The sequence below is a fragment of the Neobacillus niacini genome, from assembly GCF_048572935.1.
GTDB classification, from domain to species: domain Bacteria; phylum Bacillota; class Bacilli; order Bacillales; family Cytobacillaceae; genus Neobacillus; species Neobacillus niacini.
This window is the reverse complement of the sequence record NZ_CP183883.1, coordinates 1,705,594-1,726,751: the sequence shown is the minus strand read 5'-3', so window position 1 is coordinate 1,726,751 and position 21,158 is coordinate 1,705,594. Positions and strand designations below refer to the sequence as shown.

General features: G+C 40.7%; 24 protein-coding genes, 1 pseudogene and 1 riboswitch. Of the genes and pseudogenes, 1 reads left to right on the top strand and 24 read right to left on the bottom strand.

Going from position 1 to position 21,158, the window contains the following annotated elements:
- Nucleotides 1–101: 101 nt before the first annotated feature.
- Together ACN6MT_RS08160 and ACN6MT_RS08155 are read right to left on the bottom strand one after the other, a co-directional pair.
- Entirely contained in the window at nt 102–992 is an 891-nt protein-coding gene (locus ACN6MT_RS08160) for an aminoglycoside phosphotransferase family protein (protein WP_419955465.1), read from the bottom strand.
- 122 nt (nt 993–1,114) lie between these two features.
- Nucleotides 1,115–1,624 carry a DoxX family membrane protein gene (locus ACN6MT_RS08155; RefSeq protein WP_419955464.1) on the bottom strand — a complete coding sequence of 170 codons (510 nt, stop codon included), beginning with the start codon at nt 1,622–1,624 and terminating at the stop codon, nt 1,115–1,117.
- A gap of 214 nt (nt 1,625–1,838) precedes the next feature.
- Between ACN6MT_RS08155 and ACN6MT_RS08150 the strand changes: the two genes are divergently transcribed.
- Nucleotides 1,839–2,744: a nuclease-related domain-containing protein gene (locus tag ACN6MT_RS08150; RefSeq protein WP_419955463.1), complete on the top strand. Its 906-nt coding sequence runs from the start codon at nt 1,839–1,841 to the stop codon at nt 2,742–2,744.
- Between the two features lie 1,143 nt (nt 2,745–3,887).
- On the opposite strand, the gene ACN6MT_RS08145 is transcribed toward ACN6MT_RS08150, so the two are convergent.
- From ACN6MT_RS08145 to fliM, 22 genes and pseudogenes are all read right to left on the bottom strand, one after another.
- Complete coding sequence (locus ACN6MT_RS08145; RefSeq protein ID WP_419955462.1) at nt 3,888–4,595, bottom strand: sigma-70 family RNA polymerase sigma factor; 708 nt, start codon at nt 4,593–4,595, stop codon at nt 3,888–3,890.
- A 22-nt stretch (nt 4,596–4,617) separates the two neighbouring features.
- Nucleotides 4,618–5,487, bottom strand: coding sequence for a MinD/ParA family protein (locus ACN6MT_RS08140; RefSeq protein WP_419955461.1), 870 nt, complete (start codon nt 5,485–5,487; stop codon nt 4,618–4,620).
- Nucleotides 5,447–6,574, bottom strand: coding sequence for a flagellar biosynthesis protein FlhF (gene flhF, locus ACN6MT_RS08135; protein ID WP_419955460.1), 1,128 nt, complete (start codon nt 6,572–6,574; stop codon nt 5,447–5,449). The genes ACN6MT_RS08140 and flhF overlap by 41 nt, the downstream gene beginning before the upstream one ends.
- Entirely contained in the window at nt 6,571–8,601 is a 2,031-nt protein-coding gene (gene flhA, locus ACN6MT_RS08130; RefSeq protein WP_082799585.1) for a flagellar biosynthesis protein FlhA, read from the bottom strand. The genes flhF and flhA overlap by 4 nt, the downstream gene beginning before the upstream one ends.
- A gap of 13 nt (nt 8,602–8,614) precedes the next feature.
- Nucleotides 8,615–9,697 carry a flagellar biosynthesis protein FlhB gene (gene flhB, locus ACN6MT_RS08125; RefSeq protein WP_419955459.1) on the bottom strand — a complete coding sequence of 361 codons (1,083 nt, stop codon included), beginning with the start codon at nt 9,695–9,697 and terminating at the stop codon, nt 8,615–8,617.
- A 3-nt stretch (nt 9,698–9,700) separates the two neighbouring features.
- The gene (gene fliR, locus ACN6MT_RS08120) at nt 9,701–10,474 is read right to left on the bottom strand and encodes a flagellar biosynthetic protein FliR (protein WP_419955458.1); all 774 of its coding nucleotides are present in this window, start codon (nt 10,472–10,474) and stop codon (nt 9,701–9,703) included.
- Between the two features lie 4 nt (nt 10,475–10,478).
- Nucleotides 10,479–10,748, bottom strand: a complete 270-nt coding sequence (gene fliQ, locus ACN6MT_RS08115) for a flagellar biosynthesis protein FliQ (protein WP_063254220.1) — start codon at nt 10,746–10,748, stop codon at nt 10,479–10,481.
- An 11-nt stretch (nt 10,749–10,759) separates the two neighbouring features.
- Nucleotides 10,760–11,512, bottom strand: coding sequence for a flagellar type III secretion system pore protein FliP (gene fliP / locus ACN6MT_RS08110; RefSeq protein ID WP_419955457.1), 753 nt, complete (start codon nt 11,510–11,512; stop codon nt 10,760–10,762).
- The gene (locus ACN6MT_RS08105; RefSeq protein WP_419955456.1) at nt 11,509–12,093 is read right to left on the bottom strand and encodes a flagellar biosynthetic protein FliO; all 585 of its coding nucleotides are present in this window, start codon (nt 12,091–12,093) and stop codon (nt 11,509–11,511) included. Before ACN6MT_RS08105 ends, fliP begins: the two co-directional genes overlap by 4 nt.
- A 14-nt stretch (nt 12,094–12,107) precedes the next feature.
- Nucleotides 12,108–12,455, bottom strand: coding sequence for a flagellar motor switch protein FliN (gene fliN, locus ACN6MT_RS08100; RefSeq protein ID WP_419955455.1), 348 nt, complete (start codon nt 12,453–12,455; stop codon nt 12,108–12,110).
- Nucleotides 12,456–12,483: 28 nt separating this feature from the next.
- Nucleotides 12,484–12,930 carry a flagellar export protein FliJ gene (fliJ, locus tag ACN6MT_RS08095; protein ID WP_034672481.1) on the bottom strand — a complete coding sequence of 149 codons (447 nt, stop codon included), beginning with the start codon at nt 12,928–12,930 and terminating at the stop codon, nt 12,484–12,486.
- Nucleotides 12,927–14,261, bottom strand: coding sequence for a flagellar protein export ATPase FliI (gene fliI, locus ACN6MT_RS08090; RefSeq protein WP_419955454.1), 1,335 nt, complete (start codon nt 14,259–14,261; stop codon nt 12,927–12,929). The genes fliJ and fliI overlap by 4 nt, the downstream gene beginning before the upstream one ends.
- On the bottom strand, nt 14,248–14,994 hold the full coding sequence (locus ACN6MT_RS08085) for a FliH/SctL family protein (protein WP_419955453.1): 747 nt from the start codon (nt 14,992–14,994) through the stop codon (nt 14,248–14,250). Before ACN6MT_RS08085 ends, fliI begins: the two co-directional genes overlap by 14 nt.
- Nucleotides 14,984–15,985 carry a flagellar motor switch protein FliG gene (gene fliG / locus ACN6MT_RS08080; protein ID WP_419955452.1) on the bottom strand — a complete coding sequence of 334 codons (1,002 nt, stop codon included), beginning with the start codon at nt 15,983–15,985 and terminating at the stop codon, nt 14,984–14,986. Before fliG ends, ACN6MT_RS08085 begins: the two co-directional genes overlap by 11 nt.
- An 18-nt stretch (nt 15,986–16,003) precedes the next feature.
- Nucleotides 16,004–17,599 carry a flagellar basal-body MS-ring/collar protein FliF gene (gene fliF / locus ACN6MT_RS08075; RefSeq protein WP_419955451.1) on the bottom strand — a complete coding sequence of 532 codons (1,596 nt, stop codon included), beginning with the start codon at nt 17,597–17,599 and terminating at the stop codon, nt 16,004–16,006.
- Between the two features lie 30 nt (nt 17,600–17,629).
- Complete coding sequence (gene fliE, locus ACN6MT_RS08070) at nt 17,630–17,920, bottom strand: flagellar hook-basal body complex protein FliE (protein ID WP_419955450.1); 291 nt, start codon at nt 17,918–17,920, stop codon at nt 17,630–17,632.
- 14 nt (nt 17,921–17,934) lie between these two features.
- On the bottom strand, nt 17,935–18,369 hold the full coding sequence (gene flgC, locus ACN6MT_RS08065; RefSeq protein ID WP_419955449.1) for a flagellar basal body rod protein FlgC: 435 nt from the start codon (nt 18,367–18,369) through the stop codon (nt 17,935–17,937).
- A gap of 8 nt (nt 18,370–18,377) precedes the next feature.
- Complete coding sequence (flgB, locus tag ACN6MT_RS08060; RefSeq protein ID WP_034672498.1) at nt 18,378–18,761, bottom strand: flagellar basal body rod protein FlgB; 384 nt, start codon at nt 18,759–18,761, stop codon at nt 18,378–18,380.
- A 30-nt stretch (nt 18,762–18,791) separates the two neighbouring features.
- The gene (fliS, locus tag ACN6MT_RS08055; RefSeq protein ID WP_419955448.1) at nt 18,792–19,154 is read right to left on the bottom strand and encodes a flagellar export chaperone FliS; all 363 of its coding nucleotides are present in this window, start codon (nt 19,152–19,154) and stop codon (nt 18,792–18,794) included.
- Nucleotides 19,155–19,168: 14 nt separating this feature from the next.
- Nucleotides 19,169–19,528 carry a hypothetical protein gene (locus ACN6MT_RS08050; RefSeq protein WP_419955447.1) on the bottom strand — a complete coding sequence of 120 codons (360 nt, stop codon included), beginning with the start codon at nt 19,526–19,528 and terminating at the stop codon, nt 19,169–19,171.
- Between the two features lie 22 nt (nt 19,529–19,550).
- Nucleotides 19,551–19,796: pseudogene (fliN, locus tag ACN6MT_RS08045) on the bottom strand (flagellar motor switch protein FliN); the annotation flags it as partial.
- A gap of 121 nt (nt 19,797–19,917) precedes the next feature.
- Nucleotides 19,918–20,856: a flagellar motor switch protein FliM gene (fliM, locus tag ACN6MT_RS08040; RefSeq protein ID WP_419955446.1), complete on the bottom strand. Its 939-nt coding sequence runs from the start codon at nt 20,854–20,856 to the stop codon at nt 19,918–19,920.
- Nucleotides 20,857–20,970: 114 nt separating this feature from the next.
- Nucleotides 20,971–21,057: riboswitch (cyclic di-GMP riboswitch) on the bottom strand.
- Between the last annotated feature and the right edge of the window lie 101 nt (nt 21,058–21,158).

Below are 21,158 nucleotides of genomic sequence, written 5' to 3'. Positions count from 1 at the left end.
CTTTTAGGCTGTGTTAAAATATCCTCCTTTCATTCTATTTAAAATGGTTTCTGTTCATTCAGTTTTATTAGACAAAAAAAGACGATTCAATTTGAATCGCCCTACCCTAGAAATTCAATAAACCATTTTACACATTGATACGTTGTTTCCCAATCAGCTAAATCCTCTGCACCCCAGCAGGCATATAGTGTTCCTAATGCAATGGCAGCCTTCAACAATCGTTGTCGATCAAGCCCCATTTGTTCACTGATTTTATCAACACGTAGCTTTAACGTACTTTTTGGATCAGCCTTTGACTCCAATTGATTAATCAAAAACGAAACGACATCAAAATAGGGGTCTCCTGCAACACCTTTTGGGTCAATCGCCATCCATCCCTTTTCCTCGGAATAGAGTATATTCTCATGATGTAAATCACCGTGCAGCAGTTCAGGTCCTTTCGATGTTTCCATTACCTCTTGAAAAAACTCTTCTGCTAACTGAACATGCTCCAAGGAAATTGGACCGCCTCCGGCATTACGGTAGCGTGTAAGTCCATCAAACCAGTGTTTGAGTGATGGCGTTGAGGTTCCACCAGGTACAGGTCTGCGAATATCCTTCCAAACCTTTATAAAGTTTTCTATAACCACCATCTCATCACGTTCCGCTGAAAGCATTGTGCCTGGGACAATTCGTTCCAGCAGCATGACGCCATTTTCGGGATCTGACATTAAAAGCTGAGCACACCCTTCTCCGTTATAGGCTTTAAGGGTCACCATCTCATTTCTCGTATCAAAGTTTGGTACCCCTAGTTTTAAAATCAAAGGGGTTTCATTTGAATCTCTGACTTTTAAAACGAAATTATAAGAAAGATTATCTACAGGACCTTCACTCGTCAGCTCCCATTTTTGTAAATATGTCTCGACTCTTTGCTCTAAAGAATCTATCCACGCCTTTCCAGCAGGGCCAAAAGCATTGGTGATTTTCTCCTGGAATTCACTAGAAATTTTCATATGATTGCTCCTTATTTTTACGATTACCAGAATGATTAATTCAACATTTCACTTCTCAACTCCTTTTTTTAAATTCAAAAAGACGATTCGGGGGGAGCGAATCGTCTTTTTGCGCCTACTAGTTAGGCTGCTGCTTTATGTTTTGAAGTATTAGTCTTTGTTGTTTTACGAATAAATGGAAACACCCAGCGGTCTAAACCGTAACGGCCTGCGTTGTAACCTGCAGTTAAGATGATGAAGCCTAAAAAGATGTCAGTTGGGTTATGAGATACTGTTCCTGCTAAGAAAAAGCTGAAGTTCATCACTAGACCAAAGAACATTGCGGCTGTTGTTAAACATCCTAGTAGTAATCCTAATCCAATTAATGTTTCTCCCCAAGGCACAATGAAGTTAAATACATCAATGTTTGGCAGGGCAAAGTCTTTTAAGAAATCTACATACCAAGCATATACCATGTTGCCATCCGGACCTGTTACTGGTTTTGCAATCGCTCCTTTTAAGAATCCAGAAGCGTCAAATCCGCCTGTGATTTTATGAAAACCTGCTGTGAACCAAGAATAGCCAAGGTATAAACGAATAACGGTTAAAATAGCAGCTGAGATCTTATTTTCTCTTAAAAAATTGTTAAACATAAGTCATTCCGCCTTTCAAATTTAACTTGTTCTCTATACTTACACTATACTCGTTTTTACCTTGGATAACATAGATATGTGAATCATTTCACAATACGTTCAAAATGGTTTGACGGAAGTTTGAACAGCGGAATGTAACTCTTATTTTTAACAAAGTATTCATACTCTTGGTTCTGATTTTTCTATATGATTGGAAGTAGAAAGGATGTGGAATATGCCATATAAAAAACGTAGCGAATCCGTAGTACTGAAGACTCTTAGAATTTTAAACAAACGAATGAAACTAACTGAGGATGAGCAAAGATATTATTTAAATTTAGAAAAAGGGTTTGAAGGGGAGGTTCAGTTTGATTTATTGACGGAGAAACTTCAACGCAGCTGTCATATTTTGAATGATTTACAGCTTGAGAGTAATAAATCCAGTTTCCAACTTGATTCATCACTTATTTTTAAAGAAACCTATTCCCTTTTTGAGGTGAAAAATTTTGAAGGAGAGTACGTTTATGACTCTGAATATTTTAAAACACCCTCCGGAAAGGATATCCAAAATCCACTTGACCAACTTAAACGTAGTAAATTACTGCTGAGTCAGATTCTTCAATCACTCGGATGTAAACTAACAATTGAAGCATATGTCATTTTTATTAACCCCCATTTTACGTTATATCAAACGCCTCCTGATTTGCCTTTTATACTTCCAACCCAGCTCGATCCCTTTATGAAAAAATTAGACCAGAAACCGTCACGGCTCAATCAGACGCATACGAATCTGGCAGACAAACTCATTTCATTGCACCAAACGGTACCACCATATATCCATCTGCCCACCTACACGTATGAAAATCTGAAAAAAGGGATGACTTGTTGCAAATGTAACACTTTTTCTGTGAGAATAGTGGGGAAGAAATTAATCTGTGGTAAATGTGGATTCGAAGAATTAGTAGCAACCGCTGTTCTTCGTAATGTAGAAGAATTTAGGATACTTTTTCCTGAGCGGAAAGTCACCGCTAAAATTATTCATGAATGGTGTGGGATTGTGGATTCTCGGAAAAGAATAAGCAGGGTATTGCAGAAGAATTTTAAAATGACAGGCCTGGGGCAATGGGCCTTTTACGAATGAGAGATAGATTTATAGGTTGAGTATTGAGTTTTGTCCTTAAGAGAACGTCTTAAGGACTTTTTTTATTAGTTCTCAAACCCTGCTTTGGGGACAAATCTTGCAAACTTGCTCTTGGGTTTGTCCTCTATCCACATGCTTAGGGACAAATGTTAATAACTTGCTCTTGGATTTGTCCCCAATCCCACTGCTTGGGGACAAATGTTAACAACTCGTTCTTGGGTTTGTCCTCTATCCCCTTGCTTGGGGACAAATCTATCAATCTTGCTCTTGGTTTTGTCCTCTATCCCTTTGCTTGGGGACAAATCTCAACAACTTGCTCTTGGTTTTGTCCTCAATCCCCTTGCTTGGGGACAAATCTATCAATCTCGCTCTGGGATTTGTCCTCAATCCCCTTGCTTGGGGACAAATCCCAGCAACTCACTCTTGGTTTTGTCCTCAATGCCCTTACTTGGGGACAAATCTATCAATCTCACTCTTAGTTTTGTCCTCAATCCCCTTGCTTGGGGACAAATCCCAGCAACTCGCTCTCGGTTCTGTCCTCAATCCCCTTGCTTGGGGACAAATCTATCAATCTCGCTCTGGTTTTGTCTCCAATCCCCTTGCTTGGGGACAAATCTTAACAACTCACGCTTGGTTTTGTCCCCAATCCCCTTGCTTGGGGACAAATCTTCCAAACTTTCTCTCTGTTTTGTCCTCAATCCCCCTGCTTGGGGACAAATCTTCCAAACTCGCTCCTTGTTTTGTCCTCAATCCCCTTGCTTAGGGACAAATCCCAGCAACTCACTCTTGGTTTTGTCCTCAATGCCATTACTTGGGGACAAATCTATCAATCTCACTCTTAGTTTTGTCCTCAATCCCCTTGCTTGGGGACAAATCCCAGCAACTCGCTCTCGGTTCTGTCCTCAATCCCCTTGCTTGGGGACAAATCTATCAATCTCGCTCTGGGTTTTGTCCCCAATCCCCTTGCTTGGGGACAAATCTTCCAAACTTTCTCTCTGTTTTGTCCTCAATCCACCTGCTTGGGGACAAATCTTCCAAACTCGCTCCTTGTTTTGTCCTCAATCCCCCTGGTTTTAAAATGAATCTTCTATTTTTATAAAAAACAGACGAACCGCAGGGACGATTTGTCTGTTTCAAAGCCATTTACCATTCGATCCCCTTTGTTTCAAGAGATTTACGTAATCTTTTGATGGCCTGATTATGAAGCTGCGAAATGCGGGATTTGTGTAACCCAAAAACTTTACTGACGTCTGTAAAGCTTAAATTTTCGAAGTAGATTAATGCCAAAATAAGCTTTTCTCTTTCGGGCAGGGTCTCAATCAACTCAGCTAACGCTTGTTTCCGTTCTTTCGCCTCTAGCCATTCGTCCTGTTTAATCGATTTGTTGTCCTCAATTTGTTGAACCGCTGCATTTTCTTCTAAGCTTTTCGGTTCGTCTAATGAGTCTTGATGAATAAAAGATAGTTGTAATTGTGTTTGTTCATATTCTTTCATGCTGATACCCATATGTTCACTTACTTCTGTCGGAGTGGGGCGGCGCATATAGGACTGCTCTAATGTCTCCAGGGCATTCCGGTATGTTTTTTCTTTTTTTCGCAATGTTCGGGATACATGGTCATTTTGTCGTATTCCATCGAGAATTTCGCCGCGGATCCGCTGAGCAGCATACGTTTCAAATTTGATTCCTTGAGAAGGATCAAACTTTTTACCCGCATCCCACAAACCTGTCATTCCATAAGAAATGAGATCATTTTCATCTGCCGCATCCGATAAGCTTCGTTTCATATGCCTCACAACTCTATGAACCAATGGAATATATTGATCCATTGCCTCTTCCACATTCCAATTCACTATATATTCCCCTTCCCAAACATTATGACTTTAGCAATCTTGAAAAATTTCGAATAAACCCTTTAATTCCTTTGTTGTCTTCTGATACCGTAGAACCTGTCACAAATCTTTCAGCTAAGTTCCTTAGCGTTACTGACGCCGGAGATCGTGGAAATGCGATATAAAAAGGTACTTGTTTCAATACCGCTTGCGTAACTGCGGCGTCATCTGGGATCGCTCCAAAGATCTTTATTTCTTTCTTTAAAAAGGATTGAACTGCTAGTTTGACTTTACTAGCCACCTCTATTCCTTCTTTTTGGCGCGATACCCGATTTACCACCAATTGAAAAGAGATCGCAGGATTTTGGCTATGTAATATTTTTATAACCGAATAAGCGTCTGCTATTGCAGTTGGCTCAGGCGTTGTTAGGAGAATAATTTCATCGGCTGACAAATGACATTGTTGTGATTCAACGGTTAATCCTGCACCAGTATCAATCAAAATAATATCGGCATACCCATGAAGTTTTTCTAACTCCTGAAAAAAATATTGTCTCTCCTCGTCCTTTAATTGGAGAAGTTGCTGAAATCCAGAACCCCCTGCAATATATTCCAACCCTCCCGGTCCTTTTTCTAGTACACTCCAAATGCTTTTCCGTTCTCGAATCATATCCCATAAGTGTTGTTTTGGAGTTGCCCCCATGAGAATATCTAAGTTTGCCATACCAATGTCGAGATCGATTACAACGACTTTCTTTCCCAGCTCCATCAAACTAAGCGCAAAACTTAAGGTGAAGTTTGATTTCCCCACTCCGCCCTTACCCGAAGCAATGGTGACAACACGGGAAGTCCGCTCATGGCTAACTAGTGAGTTAGATAAATGTCTTAATTGGTGTGCTTGATCCTGTTTCATGCTCATCTACTCCTAAAATCTTTTTTGCCATAAAAACGGGGTCTGTCTTCATAATATCCTGCGGAACTCCCTGTCCTAAGCTCACATAGGACAAAGGATATGGATAGTGATAGACCATATTAAGAGCAACACCGTAGCAGCTTGTTTCATCCCATTTTGTTAAAATAAGCTTGTCAATGGGGACAGATTTCATCTGTTCCACGATGTTCTGCATATCCCGCCAACGGGTTGTCATACTAAGAACGAGGTAATTTTCCTGCGGTGTATCACAGCGCAAATATTGATTGATCTCTTCAACATATTCTTCTTCTAGATAATTTCGGCCGGCGCTATCCATAAAAATCATATGGCAGCCTTTCAATGCCTCCATCGAATTTGATAAATCAGCTGGATTGGAAACAACTTCTAACGGGATGTTCAAAATCCCCGCGTACGTTTTCAACTGCTCCACTGCGGCTATCCGGTATGTATCCGTCGTCAATAAACCAACTTTCTGTCTTTGGTGAAAAACGCAGGCCGCCGCTAACTTGGCAATCGTGGTCGTTTTACCTACACCAGTAGGACCCACCAAAGTAATCAGAAAAGGTTTAGAATCTGATTCTTTAGCTTTTCCTTCTTCGAAAAGCTGCTCAATAATCGTCAAGAAGCTTTGCTCAATCTCTTGAGGAGTTAGGTTTTGAATCTGATTCATTTTCACTTTTTTTACAATATACTCAATTACTTCTTCATCCACTTCTTGTTCCCGCAGGCGCTGTACCCACTTTTCTACCGTGGTTGGTAAAGTTTTCTGTTCATCTTTAACGATTGTCTTAATTAATCCCTTTACCTCGGACAGCTCTTTTAGTACTTCCTTCTGGGTAACGTTCACCGGTTTTTCGGCTTTCATATTCGACTCCGCATGAGTTGACTTTTCGGGATAATGATCAGCAGCCGCTACCACTTCGACCTGTTTTTTTCGAAACAGACCAAAAAATCCTCCTGTTTTAATGGGCTTCGTTTTTAAGATAAAAGCTTCTGTTCCTAAATCATGGAAAATCATTGGATAAGCTTCCGTTACCTTGTTGACGACATAGGTTTTGATAATCATAGATTAACCACTCCAACACTTTGAACCTCAACGTTTGCCTCTAACTCGTTATAGGAAAGAATAGGGATATCAGCCAATGTTCGTTCCATCATTTGCCGTACATACATCCGAATCCCTGCGGATGTTAAAATAATCGGCCGAATTCCAAGTTGGGACATTTGCTCAATTTTTTGAGAAAAAGAATGGATCATTTGGCTTGAGGATTCAGGGTCTATGGTAAGAATATCCCCCTGCTCTGTCCTCGTAATCGACTCTGCCAGTTTCTTTTCAATTCCTGCTCCGACCTGAATCGCGTGGACTACACCGTTCCGAACATATTGAGACGTTAATTGACGGGCCAATGCCTGCCTTACATATTCCGTTAAGATGTCAGGATTTTTCGTGTAGACGGAGTAGTCGGCAAGTGCCTCAAAAATGGAAGTAAGACTTCTGATTGAAACATTCTCTTTTAACAGCTTTTGTAACACCTTTTGAACATCACCAACTGAAAGGACATTTGGTATTAATTCTTCTACTAAAGATGGCTGATTTTCTTTTACATGGTTAATTAATTGTGTCGTTTCTTCTCGTCCTAAGATTTCATGAGCAAATTTACGGATCGTTTCAGAAAGATGCGTGCTGACGATTGAAGAAGGGTCGATGACCGTATAACCAAACAGCTCGGCCTCATCTTTCTTATCTTCTGTAATCCATAGCGCAGGCAGTCCAAATGTGGGCTCTACTGTTTCAATTCCGTCGATTCCATGTTCCTCATCATTCGGATTTAGCATTAAGAAATGGTCTAATAAAATCTCGCCCTTGGCTACTTCATTTCCTTTTATTTTTATCACATACTCATTATGGTGAAGCTGAATATTATCACGAATGCGAATGACTGGAACGACTAATCCCAAATCCAACGCAATTTGCCGGCGAATTGCGACAACCCGGTCTAATAAATCCCCGCCTTGATTGACATCTGCAAGCATGATCAAACCAATGCCAAATTCAAATTCAATTGGATCTTCTCTCAGTAAAGCAAATACATTTTCCGGCTTGCGCACTTTTTCTAGCTCTTGTTCTGATTGTGTAGTCTCAATCGCTTCCTCTTGCTTCGTGCGTTTATTCTGTGTGCTATAGGCAGCAAATGCGAGTAAGCCGGCAATTCCCCATGTAAGGAATATACCAATGGGTGTGACGACTCCCAGTAATGCAATACATCCCGCAACTACATATAACAGACTTGGGTACAAAGACATTTGCTTCATTAAATCATCACCAAGATTGCCTTCTGAAGCTGCTCTCGTTACCATAATCCCTGTTGCCGTAGAAATTAACAGGGCGGGAATCTGACTCACTAGACCATCACCAACAGATAAAAGCGTAAATGTATTGACTGCTTGGGAAAAATCCATCCCGTGCATCGTCATTCCAATGATAAATCCACCGATGATATTAATAATTAGAATAATGATTCCAGCGATCGCATCGCCTTTTACAAATTTACTTGCACCATCCATGGAACCGTAGAAGTCCGCTTCCCGCTCAACTTTGCTTCTTCTTAGACGCGCTTCCTGATCATTGATCATCCCCGTATTTAAATCGGCATCAATACTCATTTGTTTTCCCGGCATGGCATCTAATGTAAAGCGTGCTGCTACTTCTGCTACCCGTTCCGATCCTTTTGTAATAACGATGAATTGAACAATGACCAAGATTAAAAAGACAATTAATCCAACCACCATATTTCCGCCAATAACAAAGTCACCAAATGTTTCAATAACCGCTCCGGATTTTGCAGTTGAAAGGATAACTCTTGTACTGGACACATTCAAGGCAAGACGAAAGAGAGTTGTCAGCAAGAGAAGAGCAGGAAAGATAGAGAAATCCAGCGGCTCTTTCGTGTTCATCGTAATTAATAGAATCATAATGGAGATGGAAAGATTAATAATTAGTAATATATCTAGCAAAACCGTTGGCAGTGGGATGACCATCATCGCTATGACCATGATTACTGCAATTAAAACACCTAGATTTTTTATCGTCACCACACAACCTCCTCTACTTGCTTAATGTACCTTTCACTTTATAAACATAAGCCAGCACTTCTGCTACTGCCTTAAATAGGTCCTCCGGAATTTCCTGACCAATCTCTACACTTGCATATAAAGCTCTGGCTAACGGTTTATTTTCCATAATGACCACCCGGTGTTCCTTTGCCACTTCCCTCATTTTTAGGGCCAAATAATCCGCACCTTTAGCAACCACAACCGGCACCTTTGTTTTGCCGGCCTCATAGGCGATGGCAACCGCAAAATGCGTTGGGTTCGTAACCACAACTTGTGCTTTCGGAATTTCCTGCATCATCCGTGCACTTGAGATTTGGCGTTGTTTTTCTTTGATTTTATGTTTAATTAACGGGTCGCCTTCGGATTTTTTATGTTCATCTTTAATATCTTGTTTGGACATCCGCAAATTCTTGGCATGATCAAATCGTTGATAAAAGAGATCCGCTACTGCAATCACGAGATAGACGGCAGAAATTGTCATCCCCAGTTTCACTGTAAGGGAGCCAAGAAACGAGACCATTCTTAGCGGCTCCATTTGCGGCATTTTCAACAGCACCGTTTTTTGCTGCCAAAGAAATATCGCTGTTACCGTCACAATGATCACTAGTTTTAGGATCGACTTAATCAACTCTACCAAGGTTCGTGGTGAAAAAAGACGTTTTGCCCCTTCAACTGGATTGATTTTTTTTAGATCCATTTTGATGGCTTCGGTGGAAACTAGAAACCCAACCTGCGCTAATCCAGAGACAAAGCTGCCCAGCCAGGCTGCTAAGATGATTGGACCCGCAATGATCACACTATCCTTTAAAAGGGTAACAAATAACAACGATATCGATTGTTCCGATATATCGAGCACTAACCAATCACTGAAACCTTGCCGATACATATGTAAAAAGCGTTCGGCCATATGCTCCCCATAGAAGGACAAGAAAGAAAATGAACATAACAGGACAATGGCATTTGATAAATCAGCACTTTTGGCTACTTGTCCTTTTTTCCTTGCCTCTTTCTTTTTTTGCGGAGTGGCTTTTTCAGTTTTTTCAGCAAAAAGCTGCAAATCTAATCTTACGTACATCGTTTATGCTCCTAATATCTTTAACATTTGTTCGAAGGAGTGAATCATTGTCTGAATCAACTTTTCCATCACCATTAAAAAGACTGGAATAAATACAAATAAAACGATAAAGTGAACAGCCATTTTAATTGGGATTCCGACTACAAATAGATTCATTTGCGGTACCGTCTTGGCTAGGATTCCTAATGCAATATCCACTAAAAAGATGGTTGTAACAACGGGGGCAGCAATTAATAGCGCAATCCAAAACATATCCTTCACAATCAATAGTGATAAGTGGACGAGATTTTCCGAAACACCCCCAGGCAGCCAGGAATCAATTGGAATCCACTCGTAACTGGCCAACACCCCTCGCATTAGAAGATGATGACCGTCTATGGACAAAAAAAATAAAATCGCAATGATATAGAAGAATCTTCCTGTGAGATTCTCTTGGATTCCGGTTTGCGGATTAAACATTGTCGCCATTGCAAAACCACTCTGCAAGTCAATAAAACTACCAGCAAGCTGAACCGCATACAACAACAGATTTGTAAAAAAACCTAAGCATAGACCTACCAGGACTTCTTTTAAAATAAGAAGAATAAAAGTAGAATCCATCTCAATCATCTGTTCAGGCTGAATCAAGCCAACCACTAGCAAACTTATAAAAAAAGCACTCCCCCATTTAAATGGGGCGGGAATTTGCCTTTCCATCCATAACGGTGCGGTGACAAAGAAACTTGTTAACCGAACAAACACTAACAAGAATATCGGAACTAAATTTAAGATACTCATAGAATTACCCTATGAAACGGGTCAAATTTGATAAGATATCCCGCGTGTAATCGACAAGTTTAGTGAGCATCCAAGGACCAAAAAACAACAAACTGACAAAAACAGCAATGATTTTGGGGGCAAACGCTAGTGTCTGTTCTTGGATCTGCGTAATCGCTTGAAAAATACTAATTATTAATCCTACCGCCAAGGCTACACCTAAAACGGGGGCCAAAACGAGGATGGTTAAATAGATCGAGCTTTGAGCAAGCCCCATAATGCTGTCTGGTGTCATAACGTTACTCCTTACTTAAAGCTTACGAACAAAGATTGTACGACCAAGTTCCATCCATCTACTAAAATAAACAGGAGAATTTTAAACGGCAGTGAAATAAGTGAAGGCGGCACCATCATCATTCCCATTGCCATCAGAACACTGGCGACAATCATGTCGATGATAATAAATGGGATAAAGATTAAAAAGCCCATTTGGAAAGCTATTTTCAGTTCACTAATCGCAAAGGCTGGAACCAAAGCCGTTAGTGGAATATCTTCAATCGATTCGATTGTTTTCGTGTTTCTGTATTCTAAAAAAAGCTGTAGATCTCGTTCACGTGTTTGCTTTGCCATAAATTCCTTCATAGGCGAAACAGCTTCATCCAAGGCCTCTTCTTGACTCAACTTTCCTTCTAGAAAGGGCTGAAGTGCCTGATGATTCACTTCTTGAAAAGTGGGTCCCATAACAAAAAAGGTTAAAATGATACTAAGTCCCATGATGATTTGAGTCGGAGGCATTTGCTGTGTGCCGAGTGCAGTCCGAACAAACGATAGAACAATCGCAATCCTCGTAAACGACGTCATTAATAATAGAATGCTAGGTGCAACCGATAGAATCGTAAGAAGGAGGATTAACTGAATCGATAATGCTGTCCCTTCTACATCCTCTGAGCCTCCCATATCGAAATGAATCCCTGGCATGGAGGTTATATCCATTGCAGCAAAAACAGAATCTTGTCCTACAAATAAGAGGAAAAAGGTAAGGAGTAGTGGTTTTTTCATCGATTTTCCTCCTTATTTGGCTGATGAGAATCTGATTTTGCTTCTTTTAATTGCTTTAAGAGAAATTCATCCCACTTTTCCTGTGAGGTCTTTTTAAGTTGACTGCCCCATTTTGTTACCGAATCAATTGGTTTGTCCGCAAGTGATTCAAGCAGCCTTCTTTGTTCTTCCCCCGGCGGGATGGTTCGAATGAGATTCACATCTTCTCCCACTCCTAATAGGTATAAGGTATCCCCCACCATCACCATTTGTATGGATCGGTTGTTACCGAGTGAATGCCCGCCTATTGCATGGAACGGACCCCCTCCAGCGTACATCTTTGTTTTTTTAGATAAATATTTTAATACGATAAAAAGAAGCAACAAGATTAATAGGAAAGATCCGATAAATTTTAACGCATAAGGGATCACTGATGCCTTTACGGGTTCGGGACTTGCTTTTGTTTCCGTTTGATTTACCGGTGTTTCCTTTTCGAATTGTTCATACACCGTTCCCTCTTTTGCTTCTGCGACCGATAATGGGAAAAGAGAAACTAGCAGACTAATCGTAAGTATTCTTATCCATTTTTTCCATGTACACACTAGACTGTCCCTCATTACTTAATTTTTTTCTCTTTTTCCTGATCAGAGATTACATCTGTAATCCGGATAGCAAATTTATCATCCATTACCACTACCTCGCCGACAGCAATCGAATGTTTATTAACGAGCACATCCACATATTCTCCTGCTAATTTATTTAAGCCAATAACCGAACCCTTTTGCAGCTGAAGAATTTCGCGGACACTCATTTTAGTTCTCCCCAGTTCAAAAGAGACTTGAAGAGATACATCCGTTAATACCTGTATTTGTTTTTTTCCTGCAGCGGCAGGGACCTGGTCCGGAAGAGGGGAAAACTGCACGGACTGAACTGCTCCAAAGGATCCGCTCTTTTGTTCTTTCACGTATGCCAGCTCCTTTCAAGAGAAGGTTCTACATGGATAGACGTTGATGAAAATGGCGGATTGCAGCCATTTCATCCATCAGATCCTGCTCGATTTTTTTCTGTTTTTGAACATACTTCTCAAACGCTTTATCCCGCAAATGACTCCATGTTTTTTCATCCTTTTGCTTATCTAACAGATCTATTTTTTTATCAGCCATTTCTTTATCAATCAAATCAATCTGCGCTTCTAACTTAGATATCTGCTGGTTTAAATAGGTGAGATACTCATTTCGTTGTTGAATTTCAGCAATGGAAGCAGTCCCACTACCTATTTCTGTCTGTTGTAAAATAAGAGTTCTTCTTTGTTCCAAGGACCGAAGCTCTCCCATAATTGCTTCCTTTTTCATCCCAATCTGTCCTAACTCTAGTAATGCTTGCTCTTTTTCCTTTTCTTTAAGGTTTAAAATATGAATATATGGAAAATGAAAGGTCACAGTTGTCCATCCTCCCCAAATTTAGTTAGCAGTTGATTAATGGTTGTATCTATCGATGGGGATTCATTTGTCCCTTGCTTCACAAATTGATCAATCCATTCTTTTACATCCACAGCCCGGTCAATTTCCCGGTCCGTTCCCCTCTTATAAGCCCCAATTTGAATTAAATCCTCTGCATTTTGATAAACACTTTTATGCTGCTTTAGGATCTCCGCTGCTTGTAAATGTTCACGCGTCACAATTTCACTCATCACCCTGCTTACACTCGATAAAACATCTATTGCCGGATAAACTCCTTTACGAGCAAGGTTCCGGTCTAAAACAATATGACCGTCCAAGATTCCGCGTACCGTATCAGCTATCGGCTCATTCATATCATCGCCATCTACCAATACGGTATAAAAGGCTGTAATACTGCCATTTGCATTTGTTCCCGCTCTCTCCAATAAACGCGGCAGCAAAGCAAACACGGAGGGAGTGTACCCTTTCGTTGCCGGAGGTTCACCAATTGCCAAACCGATTTCCCTTTGCGCCATTGCATAACGCGTGACAGAATCGAGCATTAAATTAACATTCATCCCTTGGTCACGGAAAAATTCTGCAATGGCAGTGGCAATCATCGCTCCCTTAATGCGAATCAGCGCAGGCTGATCAGAAGTGGCTGCGACAACTACGGACTTTTTCAACCCTTCCTCACCTAAGTCCCGCTCAATGAAATCCAATACTTCCCGGCCGCGCTCACCAATTAAGCCGATGACATTGACATCCGCTTCAGTGTTCCTGGCAATCATACCTAGAAGGGTACTTTTCCCCACACCGCTTCCGGCAAAGACCCCTACTCTTTGTCCCTTTCCAACTGTTAACAGCCCGTCAATGGTTCGAACACCTACACTCAATGGCTCTGTGATCCTCGGTCTGGTTAAGGGATTGGGCGGGAGATTATCCGTCCCCGTCTCCAGGAGACCGGCTGGCAGGTTGCTTCCATCCATCGGATTGCCGAGCCCATCCAGCACTTTACCTAGAAGGTCCATTCCTACCTTAACGGTTAACGGTTTTCCCGTTGATACAACATCACAGCCAGGTGCAATGGATTGAAGTTCTCCAAGCGGCATCAATAACACCTTATGATTGCGAAATCCAACCACTTCTGCTTTAATGGGTTTCTGCTGCTGGGGGGAAAAGATATGACAGATATCCCCCAACTTCACATCAGGTCCATGAGATTCGATCGTTAACCCAATTACCTGTGTTACCTTGCCGTTCATTTTGATAGGATTGATTGTTTCTAGCAAATCAAGATAGGGTTTAACATCCCATTTACTCACGAGCATCCTCCTGTTGATAAGCTAGCAGCACTTTTTTGATCTCACTTAGCTGTACATCAATTCTAGCGTCGACACTGCCGGAGGAGGTTCGAATAATACATCCTCCCTGTTCAATGGAATAATCAGGGAAAACCTTGATCTCGACCCGGCCGTTGTTCATGGCGAGCAATTGCTCTCTTTGCCTTTGGACAAATGAGAAATCTTCTGGAGTGACACCGATTGAAATGGACTCCGTTTCGTAAACAGTTGCTAGTGTTTGTTTAATAATATGGATTAAGCTATCAGGCTGTGTTTTCAATTCCTGCTGTAAAACCTTTTTGGCAATTTCCATTGTTAATTCAATAACAAACGGTTCTGCTTCTTGAATAATCGAAGCTTTTTCTTGATACGCTTCTGCTAATAAGTCAGCTGCCTTTTGCAGATGAATTTGATATTGTTCCTTCGCATGCTGAACGCCGTCCTCAATCCCCAGCTGATAACCTTCTTCATACCCGCGACGTTTTTCCTCTTCCAACTGTGCACGAAAACTTTCTTCTTCCCTTGTTCGCCACTCGTTTAATTCTTGTTGCGCTCTTTCCTTTTGCTGTGCCAATTCCAACAGCAGTTGTTCTTTCTGAAGCTCAACAAATGGCGGCTTAGGCATTACATCCACAAGCATTGGATCTCGCGCGGGCAAACCAACAACTTTTTGTTCATTTTTTGCGACAACGTTAAATGATTTTAACAGTCTAGATGACACGATTCTCTTCCCCATTTCGAGAAATGATGATGACACCGTCTTCCTCTAATTTACGAATGACCGTTACAATTCTGCCCTGTGCATCCTCTACATCTTTCACACGAACTTGCTCGTTTGCGTTCAACAGTTCTTCAAGTCCCTCTTCACGACGTTTTGAAATGTTCCGGTAAATCGCATCTTTTACTCCTTGGGTGGTCATTCTTAACGCCAGATAGAGGTCCTGATTTTGAACATCCATTAACACTCGCTGAATCGAGCGATTATCGAGATACGCAATATCATCAAACACAAACATTCGTTGTTTAATTTCATTGGCTAATTCAGGGTCCTCGTTTTCCAATGTTTCAAGAATATTTTTTTCCGTCCCGCGGTCCACACTGCTTAGAATACTGACAATACTATCAATCCCTTTTTGTGCTTCGTGCTTTTGAGAGCTTGTCATCGTTAATTTTTCTTGTAAAACCTGTTCTACTTGATGGATAATCTCTGGTGAGGCTGTATCCATCATGGCAATCCGCTTGGCAATTTCAATTTGTCTCTCTGGTGGAAAGACGGAAAGTGTAGCTGCAGCCTTTTCTGCATCTAAGTAGGATAAAACCAGTGCAACGGTTTGAGCATTTTCATATTGGAGTAAATGAAAGATTTGTGATTGCTCGACCTGCTGGATAAACTGAAACGGTCTGTTATTCGTCCGATTGCCCATCCGTTTAAGAAAACCTGCAGCTTTATCCGGACCAAAAGTACGTTTTAATAATTCGGTAGCTGTATCAATTCCCCCATACGAAACGATATTGGAGTCAACGGCCAGTTGATGGAATTCCCTTATTACTCTCTCTTTTACATCAGAGGTAACCCTGCGCAATTCGGTAATTTCCTTTGTGATACTCTCTATTTCACTTTCTTTTAAATGTTTCATGATTCCCGCAGAGACATCGGGTCCGACTGAAAGCAATAATATTGCTGCCTTTTGAGTGTTTGTATACTGTTCCATTTAATCGCTCCCTTAACCCTAATCCCTTGAAAGCCAATTTCGCATCAGTCCCACAAATTCTTCAGGCTGTTGCATTGCCATTTGTTCGACTTGTTTTTTAATGGCCACTTTTTCATCTTCCTTCAACTCAACAGTCTTAACCGGTGCTTCTTGAAACACAGGAAAGGGATCGTCCTCTTCCTCTTTTGATTTTCGCCGGCGCAGTAAAGCCATTAGAACAATGACTAAAATCAATCCACCTGCACCAATAAGAGCATACTTCCACCAAGCCCATGCTGGAAGGATACTTGCTTCTTCCTCTAGTTTCGGCAGTTCTGCTTTTCCGTTAAATTCCTGAGAGAATACGGTAATTCGTGATTGGACATCTTGATCGGTTAAAGCGTCATTTGAGCTTAGTGCGGTTCGAACGACATTTGAAAGAATTTGTTGGATACTATCCTTTGTTTCCTGTGTTAAGGATGCAGGATTCTCCGGATTTGGCGGTTCAACACCGACATTGATCGTCAAATCTTCAATTTTATATGGACTTTGTACAATTTCATTTGTGATACGATTGACTTCATAGTTCACACGTTTTTCTACTTCTTCTGAAGTGTTTTCTTGAGATGGATTTGTACCTGCATATCCGGCAATATCACTTTCTCCCGTTCCATCCACACCGGAAGTCGTATCTTTTCCACTGTAGTTTTTCGAAATCTCCTCTACACTGACAGCAATGCCTTCATTTTCTGCATTTCCTGCTGCTGGTTGTACTAAATCCTCCCGCTTCTTCACTTGATCAAAATTTAAACGTACAAAGGCTTGAACGAGGACTTTGTTTTGACCAATGACCGTTCCAAGCATTTGCTGCAGGTCTTTTTGAATATCTGCTTCAATATCTTTTTGTATCTTCCGTTGCTGCTCATAATTATCTAATGCACCCGTCAATTGTTCTGGCAGACCCAATCCTTGCCCGCTCTGGTCCGTCATCACAATGTTTTCTTTAGGCAGGTTCGGCACACTTTTTGAAACCAAATGATATAAAACCTCAATTTCCTGTGGTTTCAATTGATATCCTGGCTCCAGTTCAATGACTGCAGAAGCTGAAGCCTGCTCCTTCTCATCGGGTTGGACAAACAAGCTTTCCTGTGGGGTTGTGATGACAACAGCAGCATTTTTTACTCCTTCAACATGCCGCAGAAGATCAGCCACCTCCCCTTGAAGCGCCTCTTTTTCCATTGCATCTAACTGGCGGTCCGTGGCCCCGAATTGCAAATCCTTTGTCATATCAAAAAAACTGATAGTACCTGTTTCAGGAAGACCTTTGGCCGCCAATGAAACTAATAATTGATCAACATCTTCCTTTGGCACCAAAATCGTTGTCCCATTACGATCCAGTTTATAATCGGTAAAGCCTTCTTGATCTAGTTCTGCTTTGATATCGCCAATTTCCTTTTGACTCATCTCCGAAGTGAATAATGGGACATAAGTAGATCTGGATAGAAAAAAGATAGAGAGAGACAAAGCCACAATGATGGCGATAAAAATACCAATAAATAGAAACTTTCTTTTTCTACTGACTGAATTCCAAAAATCTATGTACTTTTCTTTAAAGTCACGTATTTGTTGATTCATGCTCACTCCACGATTTCATCTAAGATTTTACTAGATTTGCATTCTCATCATTTCTTGATAGGCTTCCACTGCTTTGTCTCGTACTTGTGTCGTTAACGAAACGGCAATACTAGCCTTTTGTGCCGCAATGGTAACATCATGTAAATTAACAGCTTCCCCTTTGGCCAGCGATAAAGACTTGGATTCAAAATCTTTCACGGCACCATTGGCGTCTTGTATATACTGATTCAGCACAGATCCAAAAGAGGAATCTGCCGTGCTTTGAGGCTTATGAATGGTTGGTAACAATCCCGTAAACGCTTGAATACTTGATATGTTCATTATCTTTTTCCACCTTATCTTCCAATCTCGAGAGCTTTTACCAGCATCGATTTTCCTGCATTAAACGCGGTTACATTTGCTTCATAGGCTCTTGATGCAGCCATTAAATCAACCATTTCCTTTGTAACATCTACATTCGGCATCATCACATAACCTTGCTCATTGCTGTCAGGGTTTGCGGGATCATAAACTGCCTGAAATGGACTTGTATCTTCAACGATTTTATTAACTTGGATGCCTGAGAGTTCTTTCTCTAGATAATTGTCAAATGAAGAATTCTGATTTGCCGTCACTTCTACCATTTTTCTGCGATATGGAACCCATTCTCCGTCCACCATTTGTCCTCTTGTCGTGTTCGCATTCGCAATATTCGAGGAAACGACATCTAACTTTAACCGATTCGCTGTTAAGGCTGATCCGCTAATCGAAAGCGATTGAAATATTGACATTTCTCTCATCACCTCGCCCTAATCGCTGTTTTTAATAAATTAAATTCCTCATTTACCCCATACGTTAACGATTGATACCAAATGGTATTTTCACTCAGCTTCGTCATTTCATAATCCAAATCCACACCATTACCGCTGTTTTGGAAAACGGTATTTTCCTGCTCAAGCTTAGGAGTAGGGAGTGGAGACGATTCTCCAATCGGGACATGCTTGGCATTCGTGCGGTTCCCAATAAACTGGCTCTTTACTTCTTGCTGAAGCAATTGTTCAAAGGATACCTTCGTAGGTTTAAAATAAGGGGTATTTACATTGGCGATATTATTTGAAATGGACTTTTGACGCAAAGAGGACGCATCTAACGCTCTCGACATAATTCCAATCATCTGATTCATCTTCTCACCCACTTTTTTCAATCTGCTAAACTATAATGATTTCATTGCCTGTGTCCAAGTTGTTTTTAATTCCTGAAACATTCCCTCTATTTCCTTAAGAATCTCAATGTCTTTTGACATATTTGCCTCAATCAATCTCTGTTTCATATAATCATAGAGCGAAAAAAGAGAGTTGGATGTTTCAATTTCCATGTTTAACGTCACCATGAGTTCCGTGATAATATCCTGGGTTTTCATAATCAAAGAATGTGCCTTCGCTGGATCTTTTTTCTCAATCGCCAGCTTTGCCTGATTCAGAAACTTCACGCCGCCATTATAAAGCATAAGTGTAAGCTCTTCTGGTTTTGCCATCATGATTTGATTTCGTTGGTAGACTTCATTTGGATTGATCATTTGTCAGATCCCCCTTACTTCTTACTGTCATAAAATACACCCTTTGAAACGGTGATCCGATCATCATATTGACTTCTAAGATATTGTTCATTTTGTGCGTGACGTACACGATTCGATAGTTTTTTCATTGTCTTTTGCATTTGGATTTGAATTTCTTTCTCTAGCGTAGTAAGTTCTCTAAGCTGTACTTGAATGCGTTCATTGCTAAGAACCATTCCTGCTTGATTATCTAACCTATTAATAGCAGAAATACAGATTTCCCGCTGCTCGATTAAAAGGGGGACCTTTTCCTCTTCCCCGAGTTGTAATGCACTCAATATCGCCTTCGAGAGCTCAAAATATTGCCTCAACTGTGTTTCTTTTTCCTCTATCATTTTCCCCTCACCCTAATGACTGTCATAAAGGAGATTGGCAAATTTCCTTAATTCTAACTCCGAAGTGCTCTTCAATCACCACAACTTCGCCTTTTGCAATCAACTTGTTATTCACATACACATCAACTGGTTCTCCAGCCATCTTGTCCAATTCGACAATCGACCCACTGGTTAATTCAAGAACTTCGCTAATTCTTTTTTTTGTTCTTCCCAACTCCACAACGATTTCTAAGGGAATATCTAGCAGAAGGTCCAAATTCATTTTTTCATTTGCGTTTTGCCCAAAATCATCCGACTCTAGCTCTGTAAACTGAAAGTGTTCATTGGCTGCACTCTGTTGGCTGCTGCCGAGAAGTGCTTCCATTTCATCTTGTGTGAGTTTCCCCTTTTCAACCATTTTTGCCTTCCCCTTCTATCAAGTGCTCAATTTTAACGGCAACTCTCGACTTCTTCGTTCCTGGATGTGCTAAGAACTTCAATTCTTCATTTACATTTACTTTCAGAGGCTCATCCACCAATTGGTTTAATTGAATGACATCATCGACGTTTAAACCAAGGATTTCTTCCATCGTAATCGTCGCCCGCCCTAATTCCGTAATAACCGGAACCATTAAATGCTCAATCTGTCCTTGTAAAAATTCACTTTCTTCCTTATTTTTTACCCATTTTCCATGTCCGTACCAATTATGGGAGGATAACTTAGGAATAAACGGCTCTAACAATATGTATGGAATACAAAGATGTATCGTTTCTTCCACTTTTCCAACTGTTAGTTGGAATGTGATGACGATGACTGTTTCCGTTGGGATACCCAATTGCAAAAACTGGGGATTGGTTTCCATGTTCAAAAACTTGATCGGGAGCACCATAATATCACTCCAAGCTTTTTGCAGGATTTGAACGACTCCCTCTAATAGACGCTTTAAAACATTGGTTTCAATCGGAGTTAAGGTAGAACGTCCCCATTCCTCTGCTGTTCCTTTCCCGCCTAAAAGTCGATCAATCATCACAAAAGCCATTTCAGGATTTAAGTCCATCGCCATTCGGATTCCTTGTTCACCTGATTCAAACACACTTAATATCGTAGTGTCCGGCAGCTGGTTAATAAACTCTTCATACAGCATTTGCTCAACTGTCGTAACCTCTACTTGGACAAACGAACGTAACTCAGATGAAATAAAGGATGCAAGCTGGTAAGCAAAGTTTTCATGGATTCTCGTCAGTACCCGTACCTGATCCATCGATAACCGCAATGCCTTTTTAAAATCATATACTTTCAAATTTGCAGGGTTACTTCCAATTGGGGAATTTGACACACGATAGTCCATTCGATCACACAATCCCTTCCACTGTAAAAAAAGACCAACAAAAAAAGACGAGACTACTCCGAAGAATAGTCTCGTCCATAGCTAAATAAACTAATAGATTAGGACAATCTATATTTCGGCAACTGGCTGGCTTACTGTTATTACAATTTAGCCCCTATAGCTTTGCGTCGCTGAGTTTCCTCAGGTTTGCCTTTTTCAATTTTTTAAATTTATTACAAAAAAAGCATAACATTACAACTATTAATTTTCAATTATATTTTGTAGAATACCCCCATAAAATGACGGATATAATCGAATGTTTA